26 protein-coding genes are annotated in these 24159 nt (G+C 40.9%); 24 read left to right on the top strand and 2 right to left on the bottom strand.

Going from position 1 to position 24159, the window contains the following annotated elements; translation table 11 throughout:
* Positions 1 to 96 precede the first annotated feature (96 nt).
* From BWR56_RS07820 to BWR56_RS07705, 24 genes are all read left to right on the top strand, one after another.
* Positions 97 to 876 carry a hypothetical protein gene (locus BWR56_RS07820; protein ID WP_076984776.1) on the top strand — a complete coding sequence of 260 codons (780 nt, stop codon included), beginning with the start codon at positions 97 to 99 and terminating at the stop codon, positions 874 to 876.
* Position 877: 1 nt separating this feature from the next.
* A complete protein-coding gene (locus BWR56_RS07815; protein WP_076984775.1) occupies positions 878 to 1060 on the top strand; it encodes a hypothetical protein in 183 nt (60 codons plus the stop codon).
* 240 nt (positions 1061 to 1300) lie between these two features.
* Positions 1301 to 1534, top strand: coding sequence for a DUF1858 domain-containing protein (locus BWR56_RS07810; RefSeq protein WP_000368739.1), 234 nt, complete (start codon positions 1301 to 1303; stop codon positions 1532 to 1534).
* The gene (locus BWR56_RS07805) at positions 1534 to 2868 is read left to right on the top strand and encodes a DUF438 domain-containing protein (RefSeq protein ID WP_076984774.1); all 1335 of its coding nucleotides are present in this window, start codon (positions 1534 to 1536) and stop codon (positions 2866 to 2868) included. The genes BWR56_RS07810 and BWR56_RS07805 overlap by 1 nt, the downstream gene beginning before the upstream one ends.
* Before the next feature lie 9 nt (positions 2869 to 2877).
* A complete protein-coding gene (locus BWR56_RS07800; RefSeq protein ID WP_000119707.1) occupies positions 2878 to 3132 on the top strand; it encodes a DUF1912 family protein in 255 nt (84 codons plus the stop codon).
* 97 nt (positions 3133 to 3229) lie between these two features.
* Entirely contained in the window at positions 3230 to 3625 is a 396-nt protein-coding gene (locus BWR56_RS07795; protein ID WP_076984773.1) for a helix-hairpin-helix domain-containing protein, read from the top strand.
* 277 nt (positions 3626 to 3902) lie between these two features.
* Entirely contained in the window at positions 3903 to 4463 is a 561-nt protein-coding gene (locus BWR56_RS07790; protein ID WP_076984772.1) for a GNAT family N-acetyltransferase, read from the top strand.
* Positions 4463 to 5041 carry an AAA family ATPase gene (locus BWR56_RS07785; RefSeq protein ID WP_076984771.1) on the top strand — a complete coding sequence of 193 codons (579 nt, stop codon included), beginning with the start codon at positions 4463 to 4465 and terminating at the stop codon, positions 5039 to 5041. Before BWR56_RS07790 ends, BWR56_RS07785 begins: the two co-directional genes overlap by 1 nt.
* Positions 5034 to 7685: a valine--tRNA ligase gene (locus tag BWR56_RS07780; RefSeq protein ID WP_076984770.1), complete on the top strand. Its 2652-nt coding sequence runs from the start codon at positions 5034 to 5036 to the stop codon at positions 7683 to 7685. Before BWR56_RS07785 ends, BWR56_RS07780 begins: the two co-directional genes overlap by 8 nt.
* A gap of 23 nt (positions 7686 to 7708) precedes the next feature.
* A complete protein-coding gene (locus tag BWR56_RS07775) occupies positions 7709 to 8944 on the top strand; it encodes a hypothetical protein (RefSeq protein ID WP_001277664.1) in 1236 nt (411 codons plus the stop codon).
* Positions 8937 to 10364 (top strand): hypothetical protein, encoded by a 1428-nt coding sequence (locus tag BWR56_RS07770; protein WP_000182993.1) that lies wholly within the window; start codon positions 8937 to 8939, stop codon positions 10362 to 10364. Before BWR56_RS07775 ends, BWR56_RS07770 begins: the two co-directional genes overlap by 8 nt.
* A gap of 27 nt (positions 10365 to 10391) precedes the next feature.
* A complete protein-coding gene (gene dcm, locus BWR56_RS07765; protein WP_049478923.1) occupies positions 10392 to 11612 on the top strand; it encodes a DNA cytosine methyltransferase in 1221 nt (406 codons plus the stop codon).
* Between the two features lie 70 nt (positions 11613 to 11682).
* Entirely contained in the window at positions 11683 to 13260 is a 1578-nt protein-coding gene (locus tag BWR56_RS09945; protein ID WP_196769361.1) for a hypothetical protein, read from the top strand.
* Positions 13261 to 13392: 132 nt separating this feature from the next.
* A complete protein-coding gene (gene rpoE / locus BWR56_RS07755; RefSeq protein ID WP_049478925.1) occupies positions 13393 to 13983 on the top strand; it encodes a DNA-directed RNA polymerase subunit delta in 591 nt (196 codons plus the stop codon).
* A gap of 315 nt (positions 13984 to 14298) precedes the next feature.
* Complete coding sequence (locus BWR56_RS07750; protein WP_076984768.1) at positions 14299 to 15906, top strand: CTP synthase; 1608 nt, start codon at positions 14299 to 14301, stop codon at positions 15904 to 15906.
* Between the two features lie 119 nt (positions 15907 to 16025).
* A complete protein-coding gene (locus BWR56_RS07745; RefSeq protein WP_196769360.1) occupies positions 16026 to 17102 on the top strand; it encodes an N-acetylmuramoyl-L-alanine amidase family protein in 1077 nt (358 codons plus the stop codon).
* 81 nt (positions 17103 to 17183) lie between these two features.
* Positions 17184 to 17483 (top strand): DUF4651 domain-containing protein, encoded by a 300-nt coding sequence (locus BWR56_RS07740; RefSeq protein WP_033583672.1) that lies wholly within the window; start codon positions 17184 to 17186, stop codon positions 17481 to 17483.
* Positions 17480 to 17797 (top strand): thioredoxin family protein, encoded by a 318-nt coding sequence (locus BWR56_RS07735; protein ID WP_049505072.1) that lies wholly within the window; start codon positions 17480 to 17482, stop codon positions 17795 to 17797. Before BWR56_RS07740 ends, BWR56_RS07735 begins: the two co-directional genes overlap by 4 nt.
* 15 nt (positions 17798 to 17812) lie before the next feature.
* Positions 17813 to 18439, top strand: coding sequence for a YtpR family tRNA-binding protein (gene ytpR, locus BWR56_RS07730; protein ID WP_049505071.1), 627 nt, complete (start codon positions 17813 to 17815; stop codon positions 18437 to 18439).
* A gap of 41 nt (positions 18440 to 18480) precedes the next feature.
* On the top strand, positions 18481 to 19242 hold the full coding sequence (locus tag BWR56_RS07725; RefSeq protein ID WP_049505070.1) for an SDR family NAD(P)-dependent oxidoreductase: 762 nt from the start codon (positions 18481 to 18483) through the stop codon (positions 19240 to 19242).
* 77 nt (positions 19243 to 19319) lie between these two features.
* On the top strand, positions 19320 to 19715 hold the full coding sequence (locus BWR56_RS07720) for a single-stranded DNA-binding protein (protein WP_000282459.1): 396 nt from the start codon (positions 19320 to 19322) through the stop codon (positions 19713 to 19715).
* A gap of 155 nt (positions 19716 to 19870) precedes the next feature.
* On the top strand, positions 19871 to 20155 hold the full coding sequence (gene groES / locus BWR56_RS07715; protein WP_000917326.1) for a co-chaperone GroES: 285 nt from the start codon (positions 19871 to 19873) through the stop codon (positions 20153 to 20155).
* A gap of 15 nt (positions 20156 to 20170) precedes the next feature.
* On the top strand, positions 20171 to 21793 hold the full coding sequence (gene groL / locus BWR56_RS07710) for a chaperonin GroEL (protein WP_000031557.1): 1623 nt from the start codon (positions 20171 to 20173) through the stop codon (positions 21791 to 21793).
* A 123-nt stretch (positions 21794 to 21916) separates the two neighbouring features.
* The gene (locus BWR56_RS07705) at positions 21917 to 22684 is read left to right on the top strand and encodes an epoxyqueuosine reductase QueH (RefSeq protein WP_076984767.1); all 768 of its coding nucleotides are present in this window, start codon (positions 21917 to 21919) and stop codon (positions 22682 to 22684) included.
* A 70-nt stretch (positions 22685 to 22754) separates the two neighbouring features.
* Here BWR56_RS07705 and ntdP read toward each other — a convergent pair whose 3' ends face one another.
* The gene (gene ntdP, locus BWR56_RS07700) at positions 22755 to 23288 is read right to left on the bottom strand and encodes a nucleoside tri-diphosphate phosphatase (protein ID WP_000775318.1); all 534 of its coding nucleotides are present in this window, start codon (positions 23286 to 23288) and stop codon (positions 22755 to 22757) included.
* Between the two features lie 88 nt (positions 23289 to 23376).
* The gene (gene recX / locus BWR56_RS07695; protein WP_049505065.1) at positions 23377 to 24153 is read right to left on the bottom strand and encodes a recombination regulator RecX; all 777 of its coding nucleotides are present in this window, start codon (positions 24151 to 24153) and stop codon (positions 23377 to 23379) included.
* Positions 24154 to 24159 lie beyond the last annotated feature (6 nt).

Raw genomic sequence — 24159 nt, 5'->3', positions numbered from 1 at the left:
GATATGTTGCCCTTGTAAAACGCAGTTTAAAAAATTTGTAAATTTCAAATAGTATGATATGATAAAGCTTGATATAAATGAAAAACGGAGAGATATATGGCTAAACAAGATATAGCTATGCAAGTACTGCAACAAGTGGTGAAATTACCCGTAGTCAAAGTTGATCGAGAGAAATTTTTGGTGGAAAAGTTTTCTAAGGAATTAGATCGCAAGGATATTGCAACCTTATTAGAACAAGGGCCGACGGCTTTATTACCCCAGGAAAGCTTGGATAGAGTGGCCAAGGCCTGTATTAAGGATAATGTCCTGTTAGCCAGTGGCACTTCGGTATTGGCAGGTCTACCTGGAGGCCTAGCTATGGCAATCACTATCCCGACAGACGTAGCCCAGTTTTATGGTTTTTCATTGAAATTAGCTCAAGAACTAGGGTATATTTACGGATTTGATGATCTTTGGGCATCGCGCAATGAGTTAAGCGAGGAAGCTAAAAACACACTCCTACTGTATCTCGGTGTGATGCTGGGAGTAAATGGCGCAGGTGCCCTGCTTCGATCAGGCGGTGTGACAGTAGCCAAGCAAGTCATAAAAGTAGTGAACAAGAAAGCCTTGACAAAAACTCTTTGGTATCCAATTTTAGAAAAAGTTTTGAAGATTTTTGGAGTCAATCTGACAAAAGGAGGCCTAGCCAAAGGGATGGGGAAAGTGATTCCTATCCTAGGTGGAGTCATTTCTGGGGGCTTAACCTTTGCGACTATGAAACCGATGGGAGAAAGATTGCAACAGGAACTGTCCAAACTAGTCAACTACAATGAAGTTCAATATCAAAAAGATGTTGATATTATCCGAAAAGAGGTCGAAATCATCGAAGGAGAGTAACATGGGTCTCATAAAAATGTTAGCTAAAACTTACGGGAATTACTTTTTTACGATGCAAGGTTTAAAAGTGATGAAAACAATGAAAAAAGATGACAATCTTGTTGTTGGTCTAGGGAAGTTATTTCTTGTAGATAAGTTAATGGATACGGCTCACTGGTTAGCAAAACTGGAGGATAAAGAATGATTCTTGCGTTAAAAGAGTCATTTTAAAGAAAAATGAAAGAAACTAGCAGGAACTCCACTGCTAGTTTTTTAATCTCTTTCCATATGGTATAATATAAGCAGTAAAATCATTTTATACTCTTCGAAAATCTCTTCAAACCACGTCAGCTTCACCTTGCCGTACTTAAGTACAGCCTGCGGCTAGCTTCCTAGTTTGCTCTTTGATTTTCATTGAGTATTAGAACATACAATGGAGGTCGTCATGGACAATATCATCGATGTGTCAATTCCCGTTGCAGAAGTGGTGGACAAGCATCCAGAAGTCTTGGAAATCCTAGTAGAGCTCGGTTTTAAACCACTTGCTAATCCCTTGATGCGCAATACAGTCGGTCGCAAGGTATCGCTCAAACAGGGTTCTAAGCTTGAAGGAACTCCTATGGACAAGATTGTCCGCACACTGGAAGCGAATGGTTACGAAGTGATTGGATTAGACTAATGGCAGATGAACGGATTCATATCCTACGGGATATTTTGTTAGAATTGCACAATGGCGCCTCTCCTGAGTCAGTTCAGGAGCGTTTTGATGCGACCTTTACAGGTGTGTCAGCCATCGAGATTTCTCTCATGGAGCACGAGCTGATGAACTCAGATTCGGGTGTCACCTTTGAAGACGTCATGGAGCTTTGTGATGTCCATGCTAATCTTTTTAAAAATGCTGTTAAGGGTGTTGAAGTAGAGGATACCGAGCATCCTGGCCACCCCGTTCGCGTCTTTAAGGATGAAAATCTGGCCCTCCGTGCTGCCTTGATTCGCATTCGGAGATTGTTAGATACCTATGAGTCTATGGAAGACGAGGAAATGCTGGTAGAGATGCGCAAGGGTTTGGTCCGTCAAATGGGGCTTTTGGGGCAATTTGATATCCACTACCAGCGCAAGGAAGAGCTCTTCTTTCCTATCATGGAGCGTTATGGACACGATTCACCTCCAAAAGTTATGTGGGGAGTGGATGATCAGATCAGAGAACTCTTTCAGACAGCTCTAGCGACGGCTAAGGCACTACCAGAAGTGCCGATTAGCAGTGTAAAGGAAAACTTCGAAGCTTTTGCGACAGAGTTTGAAAGTATGATTTTCAAGGAAGAGTCTATCCTTCTCATGATTCTTCTTGAGTCCTTCACCCAGGATGACTGGATTCAGATTGCGGAGGAGAGTGATGCCTACGGCTATGCCATCATCCGTCCGTCTGAGAAATGGGTGCCAGAACGTCAGAGTTTCGTTGAGGAAAAGAGCGCAGAGGAGCCCGTGCAGCTAGACACGGCTGAAGGTCAAGTTCAGCAAGTTATCGATACACCAGAAGGCCAGTTCACCATTACCTTTACCCCTAAGGAAAAGGAATCAGTGCTGGACCGCCATAGTCAACAGGCTTTTGGGAATGGCTATCTCTCCGTCGATCAGGCCAACCTCATCCTCAATCACCTCCCTATGGAGATCACTTTTGTCAATAAAGACGATATTTTCCAGTATTATAATGACAATGCGCCAGCTGATGAGATGATTTTCAAACGGACGCCGTCCCAAGTTGGGCGCAATGTTGAACTCTGCCATCCGCCTAAGTACCTAGAAAAGGTGAAGGCTGTTATGAAAGGTCTTCGTGAAGGTAAAAAGGACAAGTATGAAATGTGGTTCAAGTCAGAGTCGCGAGGCAAGTTTGTCCACATCACCTATGCTGCGGTACACGATGAAAACGGAGAATTTCAAGGGGTGTTGGAGTATGTTCAGGATATTCAGCCCTACCGAGAGATTGATACGGACTACTTCCGTGGATTAGAATAAGGAGAATCAATGAGTTACGAACAGGAATTTATGAAGGAATTTGAAGCTTGGGTCAATACCCAGATCATGATCAACGACATGGCGCACAAGGAAAGTCAAAAAGTCTACGAAGAAGACCAAGACGAGCGTGCTAAAGATGCCATGATTCGCTACGAAAGTCGCTTGGATGCTTATCAGTTCTTGCTTGGTAAGTTTGAAAACTTCAAAGCAGGCAAGGGGTTCCATGATTTGCCAGAAGGATTGTTTGGTGAACGAAACTATTAAAATTCAGATACTTTCTTGATTTTTTGCCAAAATCTTGATAGAATATCTTTATTAAATCCTTGTCAGAGCAGGGATTTTTTATTGAAAGGATTTTATCATGTCAAAGAAACTCCAACGTAAAAAACAATTGCGAAATAGCCTTCGTCGCTCAGGTGCCTTTTCAAGTACGGTGACCAAAGTTGTCGAAGAGACCAAAAAAGTCGTGAAACACGCAGAAAAATCTGCCAGCGAAGCAGGAAAAGTTGTCTCTAAAAAAGTGGAACAAGCAGTAGAAGCGACCAAGGAACAAGCTCAAAAAGTAGCCAATTCAGTAGAAGATTTCGCAGCTACTTTGGGTGGCCTCTCAGAAGATCGTGCTAAGACTTTCTATGATGAGGGGATCAAGTCGGCTGCTGACTTTAAAAACTGGACTGAAAAAGAACTCCTTGCCTTGAAAGGAATTGGCCCAGCTACCATTAAGAAATTAAAAGAGCACGGAATCAGCTTCAAGTAATCTTTCTTGCCCCTTGCATTTCCGAGAAAAACTTGCTACAATAGAGCCATTAGAGGTGTTTTGGATCCCACATTTTACAGAAAGTGGCGGTGCTGAGAAGTCCACAAATGTGTCAAAACTGGTTGCTGATGGATGAAAAATGAAATAATATTGTCTTTTTATTATAAAGACGAGAGTTGCGGGCTCTGCCCGAAATTGGGTGGTACCGCGGATAAGCACATTCGTCCCTGTCATGTAGATGGCAGGGGCGATTTTTTGTAGAAAGCGAGGTAGAAGGATGACAAGAGCAACATTGCCAGAACGTTTAGAAACCGAACGGCTAGTCTTGCGAGTCCGTACCGTGGCTGATGTTGTGGATATCTTTGACTATGCCAGCAGGCCAGAAGTTTCCTACCCAGCAGGCTTTCCGCCCGTCAAGAGCTTGGAAGATGAGATTTATTATCTGGAGCATATTCTGCCCGAGCGTAATGAAAAGAACGATCTTCCAGCGGGCTATGGAATTGTCGCTAAAGGAACCGATAAGGTCATCGGCTCTGTTGATTTCCCTCGTCGTCACGAGGATGATGTCTTGGAGATTGGCTATATCTTACATCCAGACCATTGGGGTCTAGGTTATGTTCCAGAAGCAGCGCATGCCTTGATTGACCTAGCTTTTAAAGAACTGGGTCTTCATAAGATTGAACTGACTTGCTTTGGGTATAACCTTCAAAGTCAACGAGTCGCAGAGAAACTTGGCTTTACCTTAGAAGCTCGAATCCGAGACCGTAAAGATGCCCAAGGCAACCGCTGTGACGATTTGAGATACGGCTTGCTGAGGAGTGAGTGGGAGGAGATTTGATGCATCTTTTCATCATTGGGGCTCCAGCTTCTGGGAAAATGACGATTGGTCAAGAGTTATCTCGACTGACAAATGCTACCCTCTTTTATAACCATCAAGCCATCGATTTTGCACTAGAAATCTATCAGGACTATACAGAGGAAATGTGGGAATTTGTTCGTGGAATTACCTTTTCTTTCCTTGGAGCAAGTGCTAGGAATCAGCGATCTGTGATTTTAACAGACGTAATTGATTTTTCAAATCAGTACCAGCTGCTGTATTTGAAGCAAATTCAGGATCTGTTGGATGATTATCATCAAGAGATTCTGTTTGTTGAGTTGGAAACGACACTTGAAGAGCGCTTACGTCGAAATCGAACGGAGAATCGATTAAAGCATAAACCCTTAAAACGACATATTGAGGTATCTGAAAGAGAAATTTTGGAGACTGCTGAAACACTTCAATTAAATTCCCAACATCAACCGAATGAGTTGCACCACTACTTTAAAATAAATAATACGAATCTGTCTGCAGAAGAAGTTGCCAAGCAGATTCAAAATAAAATGAATACAATAGAGAAAGGACACACACATGTCTAAAGAACTTTCACCTAAGTACAATCCAGCCGAGGTTGAGGCTGGTCGTTACCAAAAATGGCTTGATTCCGATGTTTTCAAGCCTTCAGGAGATCAAAAAGCTAAGCCTTATTCAATCGTGATTCCACCACCAAACGTAACTGGGAAACTCCACCTTGGTCACGCTTGGGATACAACCTTGCAAGATATCATCATCCGTCAAAAACGTATGCAAGGCTTTGATACGCTTTGGCTTCCAGGGATGGACCACGCGGGGATTGCGACTCAGGCTAAGGTTGAGGAGCGCTTGCGTGGTGAGGGCATTTCCCGCTATGACCTTGGTCGTGAAAAATTCCTAGATAAAGTCTGGGAATGGAAAGACGAATATGCCACTACCATCAAGGAACAATGGGGCAAGATGGGCCTCTCTGTAGACTACTCTCGTGAGCGTTTCACTCTTGATGAAGGTTTGTCAAAAGCTGTCCGCAAGGTCTTTGTGGACCTTTACAAGAAAGGCTGGATCTACCGTGGTGAGTTTATCATCAACTGGGACCCAGCAGCTCGCACAGCCCTTTCTGATATCGAGGTGATCCATAAGGACGTCGAAGGTGCCTTCTATCACATGAACTACATGCTAGAAGATGGTTCACGCGCCCTTGAAGTTGCGACAACTCGTCCTGAGACCATGTTTGGGGACGTTGCCGTTGCGGTCAATCCAGAAGACCCACGCTACAAGGACTTGATTGGAAAAAATGTTATCCTTCCAATCGCTAATAAATTGATTCCAATCGTTGGGGACGAACACGCAGATCCTGAGTTTGGTACTGGTGTCGTGAAAATCACGCCTGCCCACGATCCAAATGACTTTTTGGTTGGTCAACGCCATAACTTGCCACAAGTTAATGTCATGAACGACGACGGAACCATGAATGACTTGGCCTTCGAATTTGCAGGCATGGACCGTTTCGAAGCTCGTAAGGCAGTCGTTGCTAAGTTGGAAGAAATCGGTGCCCTCGTTAAAATCGAAAAACGTGTCCACAGTGTTGGTCACTCTGAACGTACAGGTGTCGTGGTTGAACCACGCTTGTCTACGCAATGGTTCGTCAAGATGGACCAATTGGCTAAGAACGCTATCGCCAACCAAGACACAGAGGACAAGGTAGAATTCTACCCACCTCGTTTCAACGATACCTTCCTCCAATGGATGGAAAATGTCCACGACTGGGTTATCTCTCGCCAGCTTTGGTGGGGTCACCAAATCCCTGCTTGGTACAATGCTGAGGGTGAAATATATGTCGGCGAAGAAGCTCCAGAAGGTGACGGTTGGACTCAGGACGAAGACGTCTTGGATACGTGGTTCAGTTCGGCTCTTTGGCCATTCTCTACCATGGGCTGGCCGGATGTCGACTCAGAAGACTTTAAACGTTATTATCCAACATCAACTTTGGTGACTGGTTATGATATTATTCCGTTCTGGGTGTCTCGGATGATTTTCCAAGGTTTGGAATTTACTGGCAAGTCGCCATTCAAAAATGCCTTGATTCATGGTCTCATTCGTGATGAGCAAGGACGCAAGATGTCGAAATCTCTCGGTAACGGGATTGACCCGATGGATGTTATTGATAAGTACGGAACAGATAGCCTGCGTTGGTTCCTGTCAAATGGTTCTGCACCAGGACAAGACGTGCGCTTCTCTTACGAGAAAATGGATGCTTCTTGGAACTTCATTAACAAGATCTGGAACATCTCTCGCTACATCCTCATGAACAATGAAGATTTGACTCTTGAGCAGGCAACTGCCAATGTGGAAAAAGTGGTTAACAAGGAAGCTGGAAATGTCACAGACCGCTGGATTCTCCACAACCTCAATGAAACGATCGGCAAAGTTACTGAAAACTTTGACAAGTTTGAGTTTGGTGTAGCTGGCCACATCCTCTACAACTTCATCTGGGACGAGTTTGCGGACTGGTACGTTGAATTGACCAAGGAAGTCCTTTATAGCGAAAATGAAGAAGAGAAGGTCATCACACGTTCCGTTCTCCTTTACACTTTGGACAAGATCCTTCGTCTCCTTCACCCTATCATGCCGTTCGTGACAGAGGAAATCTTTGGACAAATCTCAGAAGGCTCTATTGTCATAGCAGAATACCCAACTGTTAACCCAGCCTTTGAAGACCTTGCTGCTCACACTGGTGTCGAAAGCCTCAAAGACTTGATTCGTGCAGTTCGTAATGCGCGTGCGGAAGTAAACGTAGCACCAAGCAAGCCTATCACAATCCTTGTTAAGACAAGCGATAGCGACTTGGAAACCTTCTTTAACAGCAATGTCAACTACATCAAACGCTTCACAAATCCAGAACACCTGGAAATCGCATCAACCATCCCTGCACCTGAACTCGCCATGTCAAGCGTCATCACTGGAGCAGAAATCTACCTGCCACTGGCAGACCTCCTTAATGTCGAAGAAGAACTAGCTCGTCTCGACAAGGAACTCGCTAAATGGCAAAAAGAACTGGATATGGTCGGTAAGAAGCTCTCTAACGAACGCTTCGTAGCCAACGCCAAACCAGAAGTCGTTCAAAAAGAACGCGACAAACAAGCCGACTACCAAGCCAAATACGATGCGACCGTAGCACGTATTGATGAGATGAAGAAATTAGTGAAATAAATATTATAAAAAGGAAAAATAAAATGAGTTGTAAAATTAAGGTCTTTTCCCACACAATAGAACAAAATAGTTCTGGCAAAGAGTTACAATGTTATTTAATCGGAATGAAATTAAATGATTACTTAAATAATCTTCCTTCAGATTATCAAGACTACGATATTCAGCGAGGTATCGTTCGTAATAATTATTTAGATAATATAGGAAAAGATATTATAAAAGGTAATCATCTCCCAATAATAACTTTGACTACAGATAGTTCGATTGACAAAGAAAATGATTTAATTGAAGGTTTTAAAATATTAGATGGTTTACAAAGAACCTTTAGAATTCACCAATTATATCTTTTCTTAAAGAAAATATCGGAGGAAGAAATTAAGAATGAAATTTTTGATGTAGTTAAAAGTGAGAATAAAAATGATTTTAGAAGAAAATACCGTTCTGAATGGAAATTATCTGATGAATTTTCTTACACTGTTTTAGAAGCTAGAAACATTGTTGAGACTTTTATAAATTATAGAAAGGAATTAGTTCCTAATAATTTGCTTGATATTTTTGATAGGGAACAGTGGTTTGAAGTTTGGGAAAATTTATTAATTGAAGACGAGATTAGAAAAATGATCCTTTTAAATGCTGGTCACAAACCGATGAATAACTATCATCAGTTAGAATTGCTATTTTTAAATCAACTTTCTCTTATAAAGAAAGAGTTCTCAAAAATCGAAATAGTTAGAGGAAAAGATATGTCTACATTGGCATATGCAAAATCTCGAAAAAAGCATCAATTTTATTTTGCTCACATTATTGAAACAATTTTATCATTTTTAAACGAGGATGTAGTTACTTTAAATTCATCGCTAATCCAATCTATTCAAGAAGGGGACGATGCATCCATTCGTATACAAGAGAATCCTGAAATCATTTCTGAAACAATTAATTTTCTACTGGAGTTTGATGATATTTTAGATTCTCAATTTGGTAACGAAGGAACTAAATGGATTGCAAAAGATACAGTTTTAACAGCAGTTGTTGTTGCAATTTCTAGAAAAGGAATTTCATATAAAGATTTTATTGAACTTTTAAATAAATATCCTAACAAGTTGAATGTTGAAGGTTTCAATGATTGGAGAAAAACTCTTGATATTTCTAGTATAAATATTGGAAAACATACTAAGGAAACCGTTATTTTAGGTATTTCAGATTTTATAGAAAATCATAATCTTATAAATTGGAAGTTATATTCTGGAGGGTTAAATGACTAATTTGATAAAAATAGATTTTACCCCCGTATCAGACTATATAATAGAGAAGGATGTAGGTGATGACCTCTTAGATCAATTTGAGTTTCTATCAATTAATGATGATTATAATTTTGATGATTTTACTGAAGATAAATTTTTCGAGTGGTTTGGATACTACTTTAATAACGACTATTTAAATGAAATAGATATTTTTATTAACAACTATTTTCTGCCACTAGGTCTATCATTATATCTTGCACTATACAAAATCATTTGTGAAAATAGTAATGCTTTAGATAGTTTTATTGATGGCGGCGATAGTCTTTCTGATCTTATTACTGATAGCAGTTATTCAATTGAAAATTTGGGAATTGAAGATATAAATATTAATGAATCATTCAAGATTAATCATTCAACTTTTTTTATTAAAAATGATGAAGCTGACGCTCAAAGCGAACTTGAAAAATTCAACAAATTATGCAAGTTTATCGGGGAGAACATCCCAAATTTAATTAAGCAAATTCAACTTCTAAATGCTTTAACAGAATTTAATTTTGCTTCTCAAACAAATGATTGTATTTTTATTTATTCAAAACCTGAAAAGGAGTTGGCTCTTGAAGATTTGATAAGCAAATTGAAACTTTATTCAATTATTATTAATGGCAAGACAATTCATAATCCGGTCACAGTAAGTAACATTACTTATCAAAATATAGATGTTTCATTTGAAAATAACTCTGTACAGTATAGACAATTTGATGATATTGCAAATCTTTTGAGTCAGTTTAACAGCGAAAATCGTCTTCTTTCTAAATTTTTAATTCTTTATCAAATATTAGAAAATTTTGAAATAAAACATGATGTTGTAAAAGCAATGAAACATGGTGGCCAGTTTAAGGTTAGAGATTTCACGAAAATTGCCAACAATTTACCGACAAGTGAGTTAGCTTATCTTAAAAAGATTCTAAAAGAATTATTTAAATTAAGCTCTCAAGAAATCACTACTAATGGAAATCCTGTAAATCGTCATATATTAGATATAGTCAGAGATAGTTGGAATTATATTAACTCTAAAGGAGTTGATTTAAATAAGTTGAATTACCAACTAGAACAGATTGGCTTAGATAACGTTCAATTAGCTAATTTTTCTAATTTAATTATGAATTCTTCTGCAAGTAAATTTAATAACTTACAGAAGAATTCTAAAGAAGAGCAACTAATTAATTTTTTAGCTAATAGTATCTATAAACTAAGATGTTCTATTGTACACTATAAGACTCATGAATTTCATCTAAATGATGGTACTCTAGATAATATGGCAGAATTAAAATTATTTTTAACAGATTTTTTAGTACCACTTTTACATAAAATTATTTCAATTTCAATATTCTCTGATATTAGCCCAGTTGCATATACAGATAATAAATTAATTCTATTCTAATTTTAAAAATAGAAAGCAGGTTACTACATGACAAATTCTGTAAGTTCGAACCGACCTGAGAAGTACAACATTGCAGCTTTCTTCTCAGGTGTTGGGGGAATTGAGTTGGGATTTGAACAGACCAACGAGTTCAGAGTGGTGTATGCCAATGAATTTGATAAGTATGCGCGTCAGACTTATCAGTTAAACCATCCAGATACCTATTTGGATGGTCGTGATATTCACGATGTTCAGCCGGAGGATATTCCAGCTGAGCGCGTGGATGTGATTATGGGAGGATTCCCTTGTCAGGCCTTTAGTATTGCGGGTTATCGCAAGGGCTTTGATGATGATCGTGGCGATCTTTTCTTCGAATTGCTTCGCATGATTGAGGGGTGCAAACCTCGCGCTATTTTCATCGAAAACGTCAAGAATATGGTCGGTCATGACCATGGCAATACCTTCAAGGTTATTCGTGAAGCCTTGACTGAGAACAACTACTTTATCAAGTGGAAGGTTCTTAACGGGAAAGACTATGGGAATATCCCACAAAACCGTGAGCGGATCTATATTGTTGGTTTTGATACCAAGGAAGCTTATGACTTGTTTGAGTTCCCAGAGGAAATCAAGCTGACTACGAGTCTTCAGGATGTGATTAACTTTGGTGATCAGCTAGACGAGGTCTACTACTACCGTGAAGGCAAGCAGAATTTCTATGACCAGTTGAAATTTGAAGTCACCAGTCAAGATACAGTTTACCAATGGCGCCGTCAGTATGTCCGTGAAAATAAAAACGGTGTTGTCCCTACCCTGACAGCAAATATGGGAACAGGTGGACACAACGTTCCATTGATCTTGACAGACAGCGGCGAGATTCGTAAGTTGACTCCTAAAGAAACCTTTAATGTTCAAGGCTATCCTAAATCCTTTAAAATCCCAGAAGGTGTTTCTAACGGTCAGCTCTATAAACAAGCTGGAAATAGCGTAGTTGTTCCTGTGATTAAACGCATCGCAGAGAATGTTGCCAAGGCTTTAAATGAGGGCCAAGGGCAATCTCAACTTGATCGCTCTGGAAAATTCGCCATTATCTACACCAAAATGAACGGCCAGTTTGAAGGCCAATCCTATGTCAAGGATTTTGTGGATAGCTATGACCAGGCTCTTGAAAAAATCAAGGCTTATGACGATGGTTTAGCCGTTTTATCAGACGAAGAGTATTTGAGACTCGTAAAAAAACAAGGCAAACTCGAATTTTACAGTATTAATTAACGAATATATAAGAGGATTAGTGAAAAACTAATCTTCTTTTGATATACTGAAAATAGAAAAGAGGGTGCTTATGTGGGAACATCTAAAGTCTGAACAAAAAGACAAATACAAAACCTTAATTACCAACTTCGCTAGTTTGAGCCAAGCTTTCTCTCAAAAGGCAGAATCTGAAGATGAGGGACAAACAGAGAATTATGTGGCTCCGATTGTTAACTCCAAGTTTCAGGAGACTGTTTTCCAGAAGGCTTTTAATGCCGTAGGGGAAGATATTGCCAATACTTCTTATGATGCTTCTGTCGTTGTGGATGAAAATCATAAATACCTAGTGGGTATCAAGTCTTTTGGGATTAATTCTGGAGACCAAAAAATCGCTCAGTTCAAGAAAGATTCTCAATCTTGGACAGACTTGTTGGGTGATATCAAGTTTCATGCAGATATTGCTGCTGATAAAGAAGCAGCAGACAAGGAAAACTATCAACGTTATGAAGAGTTGGCACGAAAGATTTCGACTTTGAGAAACCAGAGAATCGAGTCCTCTAAGGCACAAATCAAGGGTTTCAACTCGGATTCGGTCAATGTTGAAGCTGTTTATCACGTTCTGATGCCAACACCGAAGGGGGAAAATCCTAAAATTTTTGTTGGGGAGACGACTTATTTACCAGTCGATATTGATAATCTGGTCATTGAGGGCTCAACTACCAAAAATAATCCAACCAATTTTCGTTTTACAGATGGGAAACACCACTACAAGTACACCGCAGCTGACAGCCAGCTTCATATGACCTTTAACAATAAAGACATTGTTGTAGATACTTGGGACGTCCATTATATCGAAGACCCTTTTTCTCTCTTTGAAAATCTTCATTTGCTGACAGCTGAAAAGGAACAATCCGATATCTTAGAAACAGTGTCTTGGGTGATTACAGATAAACATGGAAATGTGGAAGAAAACTCTGGTTTCAATGCCTTTAACGGCGGTTCAAAATTAGCTAAGAAAGATCGCCTGCCTCGAATTTTAAAGATTCAAGATAAATTTAAGGATAGTCTGGCTCCAGAGGAACTAGCTTTTGTGAGCTTCTCTCTGGAAGAAATACTCTTGAAGAAATGGACCAGCAAGGAAGAAAAAGCTCAGATGAAGGCTATTCGTGAGGACTTGATTCACTTTGCTCACAATACTGGCAATGAAAAACTCATTAAAGAAATTGAACAGCTGGTTTATCGTCCAGTTAGCGAGGTTTACATTCCTCTGCCTGACTCCAAAAATTTCCATGATGAAAGACCTGATTTCTTTGGTCCTAGATTTGGGACTTTTGAACCCGGCACTAAAAAACTAGCTCTACCAAAAGAGGAAAGAACTTTTAAATTACGTTTCTTATCTTCTGGTGATGTTATTAACGCCTATATCAACCAAGAAGCTGGTAAGGCGATTCAGTCAACTGATAAGCAAGAAATCCTTGGAAATTGGATCTTGCGTGGTGTTTTCCAGTTGAAAGAACGAGAAGTCTTGACAGGTCAACGACTCAATGAGCTGGAAATCAACGGCATTCGATTGACCAAATTTAAAAATGGTGAAATTGGTATTGAATTCATCTGGCTTGATACCGAAAACCCACCTAGCGATGCTATCGGCTGGGTAGCAAAGAAATAAAAAAGTCCTGTCACTTTCTCTCATTAAACCTTTGACTATTCCGCAAAATTATCGTACAATAAAGAGTACATGATAAAATGAGGTCAGAGTCTGTTTGCTCTGGCGATAGTAGTAAAAATGAGGAGAAACGCTTTGGAATTAGAAGTATTTGCTGGGCAAGAAAAAAGTGAACTATCTATGATTGAGGTAGCGCGTGCTATCTTGGAACTTCGTGGTCGCGATAATGAGATGCATTTTAGCGATCTTGTAAATGAAATTCAAAACTACCTTGGAACATCAAACAGCGATATTCGTGAAGCCTTGCCTTTGTTCTACACAGAGTTGAACTTTGACGGTAGCTTCATCTCACTTGGAGACAACAAATGGGGTCTTCGTTCATGGTATGGTGTAGACGAAATTGACGAAGAAATCATCGCTCTTGAAGAAAGTGATGATGATGAAGTAGCACCAAAAGCTAAGAAGCAGCGTGTCAATGCCTTCATGGATGGAGATTCAGATGCCATTGACTACAATGCGGATGATCCAGAAGACGAAGACGCATACGAAGCAGATCCAGCTCTTTCATACGATGATGAAAATCCAGATGATGAGAAAAATGAAGTGGAAGCTTACGATGCGGAAATAAACGAAATCGCCCCTGATGACTTGGGTGAAGACGTGGATCTCAACGAAGAAGACGACGAGTTTTCTGACGATGACGCTGAAACAAGTGAAGAAGAGTAAAGTGCCTTAAGAAGGAGATCGCTGGATCTCCTTTTTTGTTCCTTGAGCGTGTTGCCCGTTTGAATGCGGATCTTTAGTTTTTTTCTGAAAACAATCTCCTTTTTTGATCTTTTACCAATTCGGGTTGACAAATGATCTGCTTTGAGGTATTATATTGTTCGGGCACCTCTTTTAGAGGTCGGGGCTCCCTAGTTACTAGGGAGCTGTTTTTGTTTTTTCAGGAAGTTTTCTTGAAATGTCGTTATTCATAAGGGTCTTGTTTTCTATCTCCCCTCGTAGTTAACAAGACCTTGAGCATTTTAGAAAGAGGAATCTATGTCTACGAAATATATTTTTGTAACTGGTGGTGTGGTGTCGTCTATTGGGAAAGGGATTGTCGCAGCCAGTCTGGGGCGTCTCTTGAAAAATCGTGGTCTCAAAGTGACTATTCAGAAGTTTGACCCTTATATCAATATCGATCCGGGAACCATGAGTCCTTACCAGCACGGGGAAGTCTTTGTGACAGATGATGGAGCTGAGACAGATTTGGACTTGGGTCACTATGAACGTTTCATTGATATCAATCTTAACAAATATTCCAACGTGACCACTGGTAAAATCTACAGTGAAGTTCTTCGTAAAGAACGCCGTGGCGAGTACCTTGGCGCAACTGTTCAAGTCATTCCTCATATCACAGATGCTTTGAAAGAAAAAATCAAGCGTGCTGCTGTAACGACTGACTCTGATGTCATTATCACAGAGGTTGGTGGAACTGTTGGGGATATCGAGTCCTTGCCATTCCTAGAGGCCCTTCGTCAGATGAAGGCAGATGTGGGTGCGGATAATGTCATGTACATTCATACAACCTTGCTTCCTTATCTCAAGGCTGCTGGTGAAATGAAGACCAAGCCAACTCAACACTCTGTAAAAGAATTGCGTGGATTGGGAATCCAGCCAAATATGTTGGTCATTCGTACAGAAAAACCAGCTGGTCAAGGAATTAAAAACAAACTAGCTCAGTTTTGTGACGTGGCTCCAGAAGCTGTTATCGAGTCTTTGGATGTCGAACACCTTTACCAAATTCCATTGAACTTGCAGGCGCAAGGCATGGACCAAATTGTCTGTGATCATTTGAAATTAGATGCACCAGCAGCGGATATGGCAGAATGGTCAGCTATGGTGGACAAAGTCATGAACCTGAAAAAACAAGTCAAGATTTCTCTCGTTGGTAAGTATGTGGAGTTGCAAGATGCCTACATCTCTGTGGTCGAAGCCTTGAAACACTCTGGTTATGCCAACGACGCAGAAGTGAAGATTAATTGGGTCAATGCCAATGATGTGACAGCAGAAAATGTGGCAGAGCTCTTGTCGGATGCGGACGGAATCATCGTACCAGGAGGTTTTGGCCAACGTGGTACGGAAGGGAAAATCCAAGCCATCCGTTATGCGCGTGAAAATGATGTTCCAATGTTGGGTGTCTGCTTAGGAATGCAGTTGACTTGTATCGAGTTTGCTCGTCACGTTTTGGGTCTTGAAGGTGCCAATTCTGCTGAACTTGCACCAGAAACAAAATATCCTATCATTGATATCATGCGTGATCAGGTTGATGTTGAAGATATGGGTGGAACCCTTCGTTTGGGACTTTACCCATCTAAGTTGAAACGTGGTTCTAAGGCAGCAACTGCTTATCATAATCAAGAAGTGGTGCAACGTCGTCACCGTCACCGTTATGAGTTTAACAACGCCTTTCGTGAACAGTTTGAGGCAGCAGGTTTTGTCTTTTCAGGAGTTTCACCTGATAATCGTTTGGTCGAAATTGTGGAAATTCCTGAAAATAAATTCTTTGTGGCTTGTCAGTATCACCCTGAACTTTCCAGCCGTCCAAACCGTCCAGAAGAACTCTACACTGCCTTTGTTACTGCAGCAGTTGAAAATAGTAACTAGTTATCTTCTAATCTCTGAGAATAATCTCAGAGGTTTTTTGCTTGCATATTTAGGATAAGATTTGCAAAAAAAATAGATAGTGATATAATTAACATAATAAATCCTAAGGAGGAACTACAATGAAAAAAATCACACTATTTGGTTTGTCTCTAGCAGGTCTAGCTTTACTGACTTTTCCTCATTCAGGGCAGGCATTTGAGCTTAAAGAAGAATGGGTTATTAAGTGTGGAGTGCAGTATCAAGATGGCAAGATTCTTCGTTTTAACAATGGTCATGAAGTGGATATCAAAGTCTTGGATTTGCCAAAAACCGAGAAAATCGAGTGGACGGTTAGTCTCAATGGTCAAGATCAGACTGTCAATTTCCTAGGTCAAGAAAAGGACAAGTCTATGATTGGTGTAGAGGGGCGTTACCTGAATTTCTATGTTCCATATGGCTATAGAGGAGATATCAAGGTAGAAGCCAAGAGCGGAAATGAAGTAAAGACCTGGTCAACGAAAGTGGTTGACGATGTACATCATGAAGGTGGAAAGAGAGGCTACTACCGTATTAACGAATCAAATGATCAATACACTTACCTTGATGCTAAATGGGACTATCAAACCAAGACTTACACTGCCACCTTACCAGAGACTGTCAATGGTCAAAAAGTTTATGCTTGGAAAGACCTTGACAATGGTGAGTTAAAACTTACAAAACCAGAATCTATCAGTCATTCCTACAAGGGGGGAGGAGCCTTCCGAGAACTTTATCCGATTGTAAAAGCAGAAAGCTGGCTAAAATCAGACCAAAATTGGTACTATCAAAAACAAGGCCAACTAGTTCAAAATGCTTGGGTTAAAGACAATGGAACTTGGTACTTTATGAATGATAAAGGGATTATGTTTAATCAAACTTGGCTCTATCAAGGTGGCAAATGGTATGCCTTTAAATCATCAGGAGCTATGATTGCTAGTGATTGGCTTTACGACCAAGGCAAGTGGTACTATTTATCAACTTCAGGCTCTATGAAAGCAAGCACTTGGATTTTTGACAAGGGAGAATGGTATTATGTAAGTTCTTCTGGTGCCATGATTGCGAATGATTGGGTCAAAGACAATGGTAAGTGGTATTATCTAGCTTCATCAGGTAAGATGCTTCGCAATACCTACACACCAGATGGCTACTACGTTGGCAACTCAGGTGCCTGGCAATAAGAATTAGACTCACTGAGGTAAGAGATTTTCCTTGCTCGTATACGGCTTCCCTATTTGTCCTAGAGCCCTTTTTGTGTTACAATGAATGGTATGAAAGCTAAGAAATTATGGATGACTGGCTTGACTGTGGCTGGTCTAAGTGCCCTTGCTTTGGGGGCTAAAAAAGCAGCAGATAACCACAAACTCATGAAGACTCAAGAAGAGTTGACCGCTATCGTGCGCGAACTTTTCTCAGATATGGGTGAGATTGCGACCCTCTATGTTCAAGTCTACGAAAGTAGCCTAGAGCGACTCGTCGGAGGAGTCGTTTTCGAGGATGGTCGTCACTATACCTTTGTCTATGAAAATGAAGACCTGGTCTATGAGGAGGAAGTCTTATGATTACTCCCAATAGTATAGAAGAACTAGCAGGTTTTGTCGAGCAAGATGGCAAGAAGGTCTTCCTTTTTGTGGCAGACTGGTGTGGCGATTGTCGTTATATCTATCCATCCTTGCCAGAGATTGAGGAGACCAATCCAGAGTTCACATTTATTCGAGTGGACCGAGACCAGTATCTGGATCTGGCCAAACTCTGGGATGTGTACGGCATTCCTAGCCTTGTTGTGCTAGAAAAGGACAAGGAAATCGGCCGTTTTGTCAATCGCGACCGTAAAAGCAAGGAAGAAATTAACGACTTTTTAGCAGGACTGAAATAGGAGAAGAGGGAAACAATGATTTTTACATATAACAAAGAGCATGTCGGCGATGTCCTTATGGTCATCGTGAAAAATAGCGGAGATGCCAAACTGGACGTGGAGCGCAAAGGCAAAGTAGCCCGTGTTTTCCTCAAAGAAAATGGAGAAACAGTGGCTTGGAATATTTTCGAAGTTTCAAGTTTGTTTGAAATTGCAGAGCGTGGTCAAGTCTTTTTGACAGATGAACAAGTAGAACGTTTGAACCAAGAATTGCGAGCGGAAGGCTTTGCAGAAGAGATTGTCAATGACAAAGAACTTAAGTTTGTTGTCGGTGAGATTATCGAGATGGTAGCTCATCCAGATAGTGACCACCTCAACATCTGCCAAGTTGCAGTCGCAAGTGACAAGACAGTTCAAATCGTGGCAGGAGCACCTAATGCGCGTGTTGGGTTGAAAACCATTGTAGCTCTTCCTGGAGCGATGATGCCAAAAGGAAATCTCATTTTTCCAGGCGAGCTTCGTGGTGAAAAGAGTTTTGGCATGATGTGTAGCCCACGTGAGTTGCATTTGCCAAATGCTCCGCAAAAACGTGGGGTTATTGAATTATCAGAAGAACAAGTTGTCGGAACTCCATTTGACCCAGCCAAACACTGGACGGCCTAGGAAATTGTCGGTATTTGATAGACCAGATAGAGGGGGATAAGATGGCGAAAAATGTAGTGATTACAGGAGCGACCTCAGGAATCGGTGAAGCCATTGCGCGTGCTTATCTGAAGCAGGGGGAGAATGTCGTCCTAACTGGGCGACGGACAGACAGACTAGAAGCCCTCAAGTCAGAGTTTGCAGAAACGTTTCCAAATCAAACCGTTTGGACCTTTGCACTGGATGTCACGGATATGACCATGGTCAAGACTGTCTGCTCCGATATTTTGGAAACGATAGGGCAGATTGATATCTTGGTCAATAATGCCGGACTAGCTCTTGGCTTGGCTCCCTATCAGGACTACGAAGAGTTGGATATGCTGACCATGTTGGATACCAATGTCAAGGGTTTGATGGCAGTTACTCGCTGTTTCTTGCCAGCAATGGTAAAAGCCAATCAGGGTCATATTATCAACATGGGATCGACCGCAGGAATCTATGCCTATGCGGGTGCAGCAGTTTATTCAGCCACCAAGGCAGCAGTTAAAACCTTTTCAGATGGCCTGCGAATTGATACCATCGCAACGGATATCAAGGTGACCACCATTCAGCCAGGAATTGTCGAAACAGATTTTTCTGCGGTACGTTTCCACGGTGACAAAGAGCGAGCTGCGACCGTATATCAAGGAATTGAGGCCTTGCAGGCACAAGATATCGCAGATACGGTGGTCTATGTGACCAGTCAGCCTCGTCGTGTGCAGATTACAGATATGACCATTATGGCCAATCAACAGGCAACAGGTTTCATGGTTCATAAAAAATAAAAAATTTCTTCGAAAAGTTACAAATTTCTGTAACTTTTTTTGATTCCTTGCGAATAGATAAGTAGGAGGAAGAAAATATGTATAATAAAGTTATCATGATCGGGCGCTTAACGTCTACACCAGAATTGCACAAAACCAACAATGACAAGTCAGTAGCGCGAGCAACTATCGCTGTGAATCGTCGTTACAAAGACCAAAACGGTGAACGTGAAGCTGATTTTGTCAATTTGGTTCTTTGGGGGAAATTGGCTGAAACCTTGGCAAGCTACGCAACTAAAGGTAGTCTTATCTCTGTGGATGGAGAACTTCGTACCCGTCGCTTTGAGAAAAATGGCCAGATGAACTATGTGACTGAAGTCCTTGCCACAGGATTCCAACTTTTGGAAAGCCGCGCCCAACGTGCTATGCGTGAAAATAACGCAGGACAGGATTTGGCAGATTTGGTCTTGGAAGAGGAAGAATTGCCATTTTAAACATTGAAAAGTCTGAGTCAATCTCAGGCTTTTTATCTTGAGAAAGTCAGACTTTTTTCTTGACTATTTCTGACCAAGTGATACAATAGAACTATGAATTAGCACTCAGATACAAAGAGTGCTAATAATATGTATTTCATCATGGAGGAAAACAGATGTTGAAACCATTAGGAGACCGTGTGGTCTTGAAAATCGAAGAAAAAGAACAAACTGTTGGAGGCTTTGTCCTTGCGGGCTCAGCCCAAGAAAAAACAAAAACAGCCCAAGTTGTAGCTACTGGACAAGGGGTTCGTACCTTGAACGGTGACTTGGTTGCTCCAAGCGTTAAGCCTGGAGACCGTGTCTTAGTTGAAGCTCACGCAGGTATTGATGTCAAAGATGGCGATGAAAAGTATATCATCGTAGGCGAAGCTAACATCTTGGCTATCATTGAAGAATAGAAGGAGAAAGTAAGTATGTCAAAAGAAATTAAATTTTCATCTGATGCTCGTTCAGCCATGGTTCGTGGTGTTGATATCCTAGCAGACACTGTTAAAGTAACCTTAGGACCAAAAGGTCGTAATGTTGTGTTGGAAAAATCATTTGGCTCACCATTGATTACCAATGACGGGGTGACCATTGCCAAAGAAATCGAGTTGGAAGACCATTTTGAAAATATGGGTGCCAAATTGGTATCAGAAGTAGCTTCAAAAACCAATGATATCGCAGGTGACGGAACGACAACTGCAACAGTCTTGACTCAAGCTATCGTCCGCGAAGGAATTAAAAACGTCACTGCAGGTGCCAACCCAATCGGCATTCGTCGTGGGATTGAAGCAGCGGTTGCCGCAGCTGTAGAAGCCTTGAAAAACAATGCCATCCCTGTTGCCAATAAAGAAGCCATCGCTCAGGTTGCCGCTGTATCTTCTCGTTCTGAAAAAGTCGGCGAATACATCTCTGAAGCCATGGAAAAAGTTGGTAAAGACGGAGTCATTACTATTGAAGAGTCACGTGGTATGGAAACAGAGCTTGAAGTCGTGGAAGGGATGCAGTTTGACCGCGGTTACCTATCACAGTACATGGTGACAGATAGCGAAAAAATGGTGGCTGACCTCGAAAATCCATACATTTTGATTACTGATAAGAAGATTTCAAATATCCAAGAAATCTTGCCACTCCTAGAAAGTATTCTCCAAAGCAATCGTCCACTCTTGATTATTGCGGATGATGTGGATGGTGAAGCTCTTCCGACTCTTGTATTGAACAAGATTCGTGGAACCTTCAACGTAGTAGCAGTTAAGGCCCCTGGCTTTGGTGACCGTCGTAAGGCTATGTTAGAAGACATCGCTATCTTGACAGGCGGAACAGTCATCACAGAAGATCTTGGTCTTGAGTTGAAAGACGCTACTATTGAGGCGCTAGGTCAAGCAGCGAGAGTAACTGTGGACAAAGATAGCACGGTTATCGTAGAAGGTGCTGGAAATCCTGAAGCCATTTCCCACCGTGTTGCGGTTATCAAGTCACAAATTGAAACTACAACATCTGAATTTGACCGCGAAAAATTGCAAGAACGCTTGGCAAAATTGTCAGGTGGTGTCGCAGTCATCAAGGTCGGTGCTGCAACTGAAACTGAGTTGAAAGAAATGAAACTCCGCATTGAAGATGCCCTCAACGCTACTCGTGCAGCCGTTGAAGAAGGAATCGTTGCAGGTGGTGGAACTGCTCTTGCCAATGTCATTCCAGCCGTTGCTGATTTGGAATTGACAGGAGATGAAGCAACAGGACGCAATATTGTTCTCCGCGCCTTGGAAGAACCAGTTCGTCAAATCGCCCACAATGCAGGATTCGAAGGGTCTATCGTCATTGACCGTTTGAAAAATGCTGAAGTTGGTACAGGCTTCAACGCAGCAACTGGCGAGTGGGTCAACATGATTGAAGAGGGAATCATCGACCCAGTTAAAGTGAGCCGTTCAGCCCTTCAAAATGCAGCCTCTGTAGCTAGCTTGATTTTAACAACAGAAGCAGTCGTAGCCAATAAACCAGAACCAGTAGCCCCAGCTCCAGCAATGGATCCAAGCATGATGGGCGGGATGATGTAAAAGCAACTTATAAAAAACACAAAAGGAGGGAACATAATCCCTCCTTTTAAGGTTTTCTCTTCTAAATAGATTTGAGCTCTCCTAACTTATATGATAAAATAAAACTAGAAAAAGGAGAAGAACATGATCGATGTAGAAGAAATTCTGAGCAAGATGAATCCCAATCAGAAGATTAATTATGACCGTGTTATGCAAAAAATGGTACAGATTTGGGAGAAAAATGAGCAACGTCCCACTATTCTCATGCATGTTTGCTGTGCTCCTTGTAGTACCTACACCCTAGAGTATCTGACCAAGTACGCTGATGTGACCATCTATTTTGCCAATTCCAATATCCATCCTAAGGCAGAATACCACAAGAGAGCTTACGTCACCAAGAAATTTGTCAGTGATTTCAATGAGAGGACAGGAAATACGGTTCAGTATTTAGAAGCGCCTTATGAACCCAATGAATACCGGAAGTTAGTCAGAGGACTGGAAGAAGAACCCGAAGGTGGCGATCGTTGCAAGGTTTGTTTTGATTACCGTTTGGATAAAACAGCACAGGTAGCTATGGACTTGGGCTTTGACTACTTTGGTTCAGCTTTGACCATCAGTCCCCATAAGAACTCTCAAACCATCAACAGCATCGGAATCGATGTGCAAAAGATTTACACCACCCACTATCTCCCAAGTGATTTCAAGAAAAATCAAGGCTACAAGCGTTCGGTGGAGATGTGCGAGGAGTATGATATCTATCGTCAATGTTATTGTGGATGCGTCTATGCAGCTCAAGCCCAGAATATTGACCTGGTTCAGGTTAAGAAGGATGCCACGGCTTTCTTGTTGGATAAGGATGTTGAAAAAGACTATTCCCACATCAAGTTTACTGTCACTAAATTAGATATATAGAAATCAACCCAGCTGAAAAGCTGGGTTTTTCAAATAAAAAAACCAGGGTTTTCACCCCAGTTTGACAACTTTACCGATTCTTTAGTTCTATGTAGCGTTTGTACCAAATGTTGACATAGGCCTCTGAGAAAGGACCGCGTCCATTGTTAATCCAATCAACAAGGATTTTAACATGCTCTTTCAAAATATAGTCTAAATCATCAGAATACTTCATTTTGCGTTTATGGCGCTCATACTCTTCAACGTCCAAGAGACGCTTTTCACCATCAGTGAAGACCTTGACATCCAAATCATAATCAATGTATTTCAGGGCTTCTTCATCGAGATAGTAAGGACTTGCCATATTGCAATAGTAGGAAATCCCATTATCACGAATCATGGCAATGATATTAAACCAATATTTTTTGTGAAAGTAAACAATAGCCGGTTCTCGAGTCACCCAACGACGACCGTCACTTTCGGTAACAAGTGTGTGGTCGTTGACGCCGATAATAGCGTTCTCTGTTGTTTTTAGTACCATGGTGTCCCGCCAAGTACGGTGAAGACTCCCATCATGCTTATAACTTTGAATTGTAATAAAGTCGCCTTCTTTTGGAAGTTTCATAACTAACCAACTTTCTACAATTTATAAGTTTATCGTCTATTATTATATCATAAATTGGTCTAATTTTTTTGAATTTTACCTGAAAATGTTAAAGATATTCTCTGAGAGCGCTTGCTATATCCGAAAAATCATAGCCTTTTCTAGCTAAAACTTGGGTCAAACGTTGCTTTAGTTCGTAACCTTCATATTTGCTAGCGTATTTAGTATATTGTTTGTCTAGCTCTTTAAAAATGAGTTCTTGAGTCGTTTCTTGGTCGACTTGACTGTCCAAGTTATCAAAGGCACTTTTAGCATCAGAATAGGAGAAGCCTTTGTTCGTCAAGTTTTGAATAATTTTATCCTGCAAGGCACGAGCGGGAAGTTTTCCCGTGTATTTTTTAAGAAGTTTCTCCGCTACACGTTGAGCGACCTCTGAAAAATCAAAATCCTTTAAAACCTCTTCAATCGTTGATTTGGCAATCCCTTTTTGAGACAGTTTTTGAGCTAGCACATAGGGTCCCTTATCTCCAGAAAGTTGATTGGCATTGATGATAGAGTAGACATACTGACGATCATTTATCCAGTTATCTTCTTTAAGATTAGCGATAACTTGACTAGTGATTGTTTCATCAAGATCATACTTTTTCAGATACTCTCTCACTTCCTTTTCAGTATGAGCCTTAAATGATAGATGGTAGAGGGCGAGATTCTTACCATAAGAAAACTGAGCAAAGCCCTGAATCTCGGTCAATTCTTCAGTGCTAACCACCTTATCTTTAGACAACATAAAACGGACAATGGTATCTTCCGTGATATATGATGTTTGCTGTCCATCTAACTCCATCAAGTAGAGACGTTTTTTCTTTTCAAGTTTTGTGATTTTCATAGTTCT

The sequence above is a fragment of the Streptococcus oralis genome, from assembly GCF_001983955.1.
Taxonomy (GTDB): domain Bacteria; phylum Bacillota; class Bacilli; order Lactobacillales; family Streptococcaceae; genus Streptococcus; species Streptococcus jiangnanensis.
Note: the sequence above shows the minus strand (reverse complement) of the source record. Positions and strands in the feature narration are given on the sequence as shown.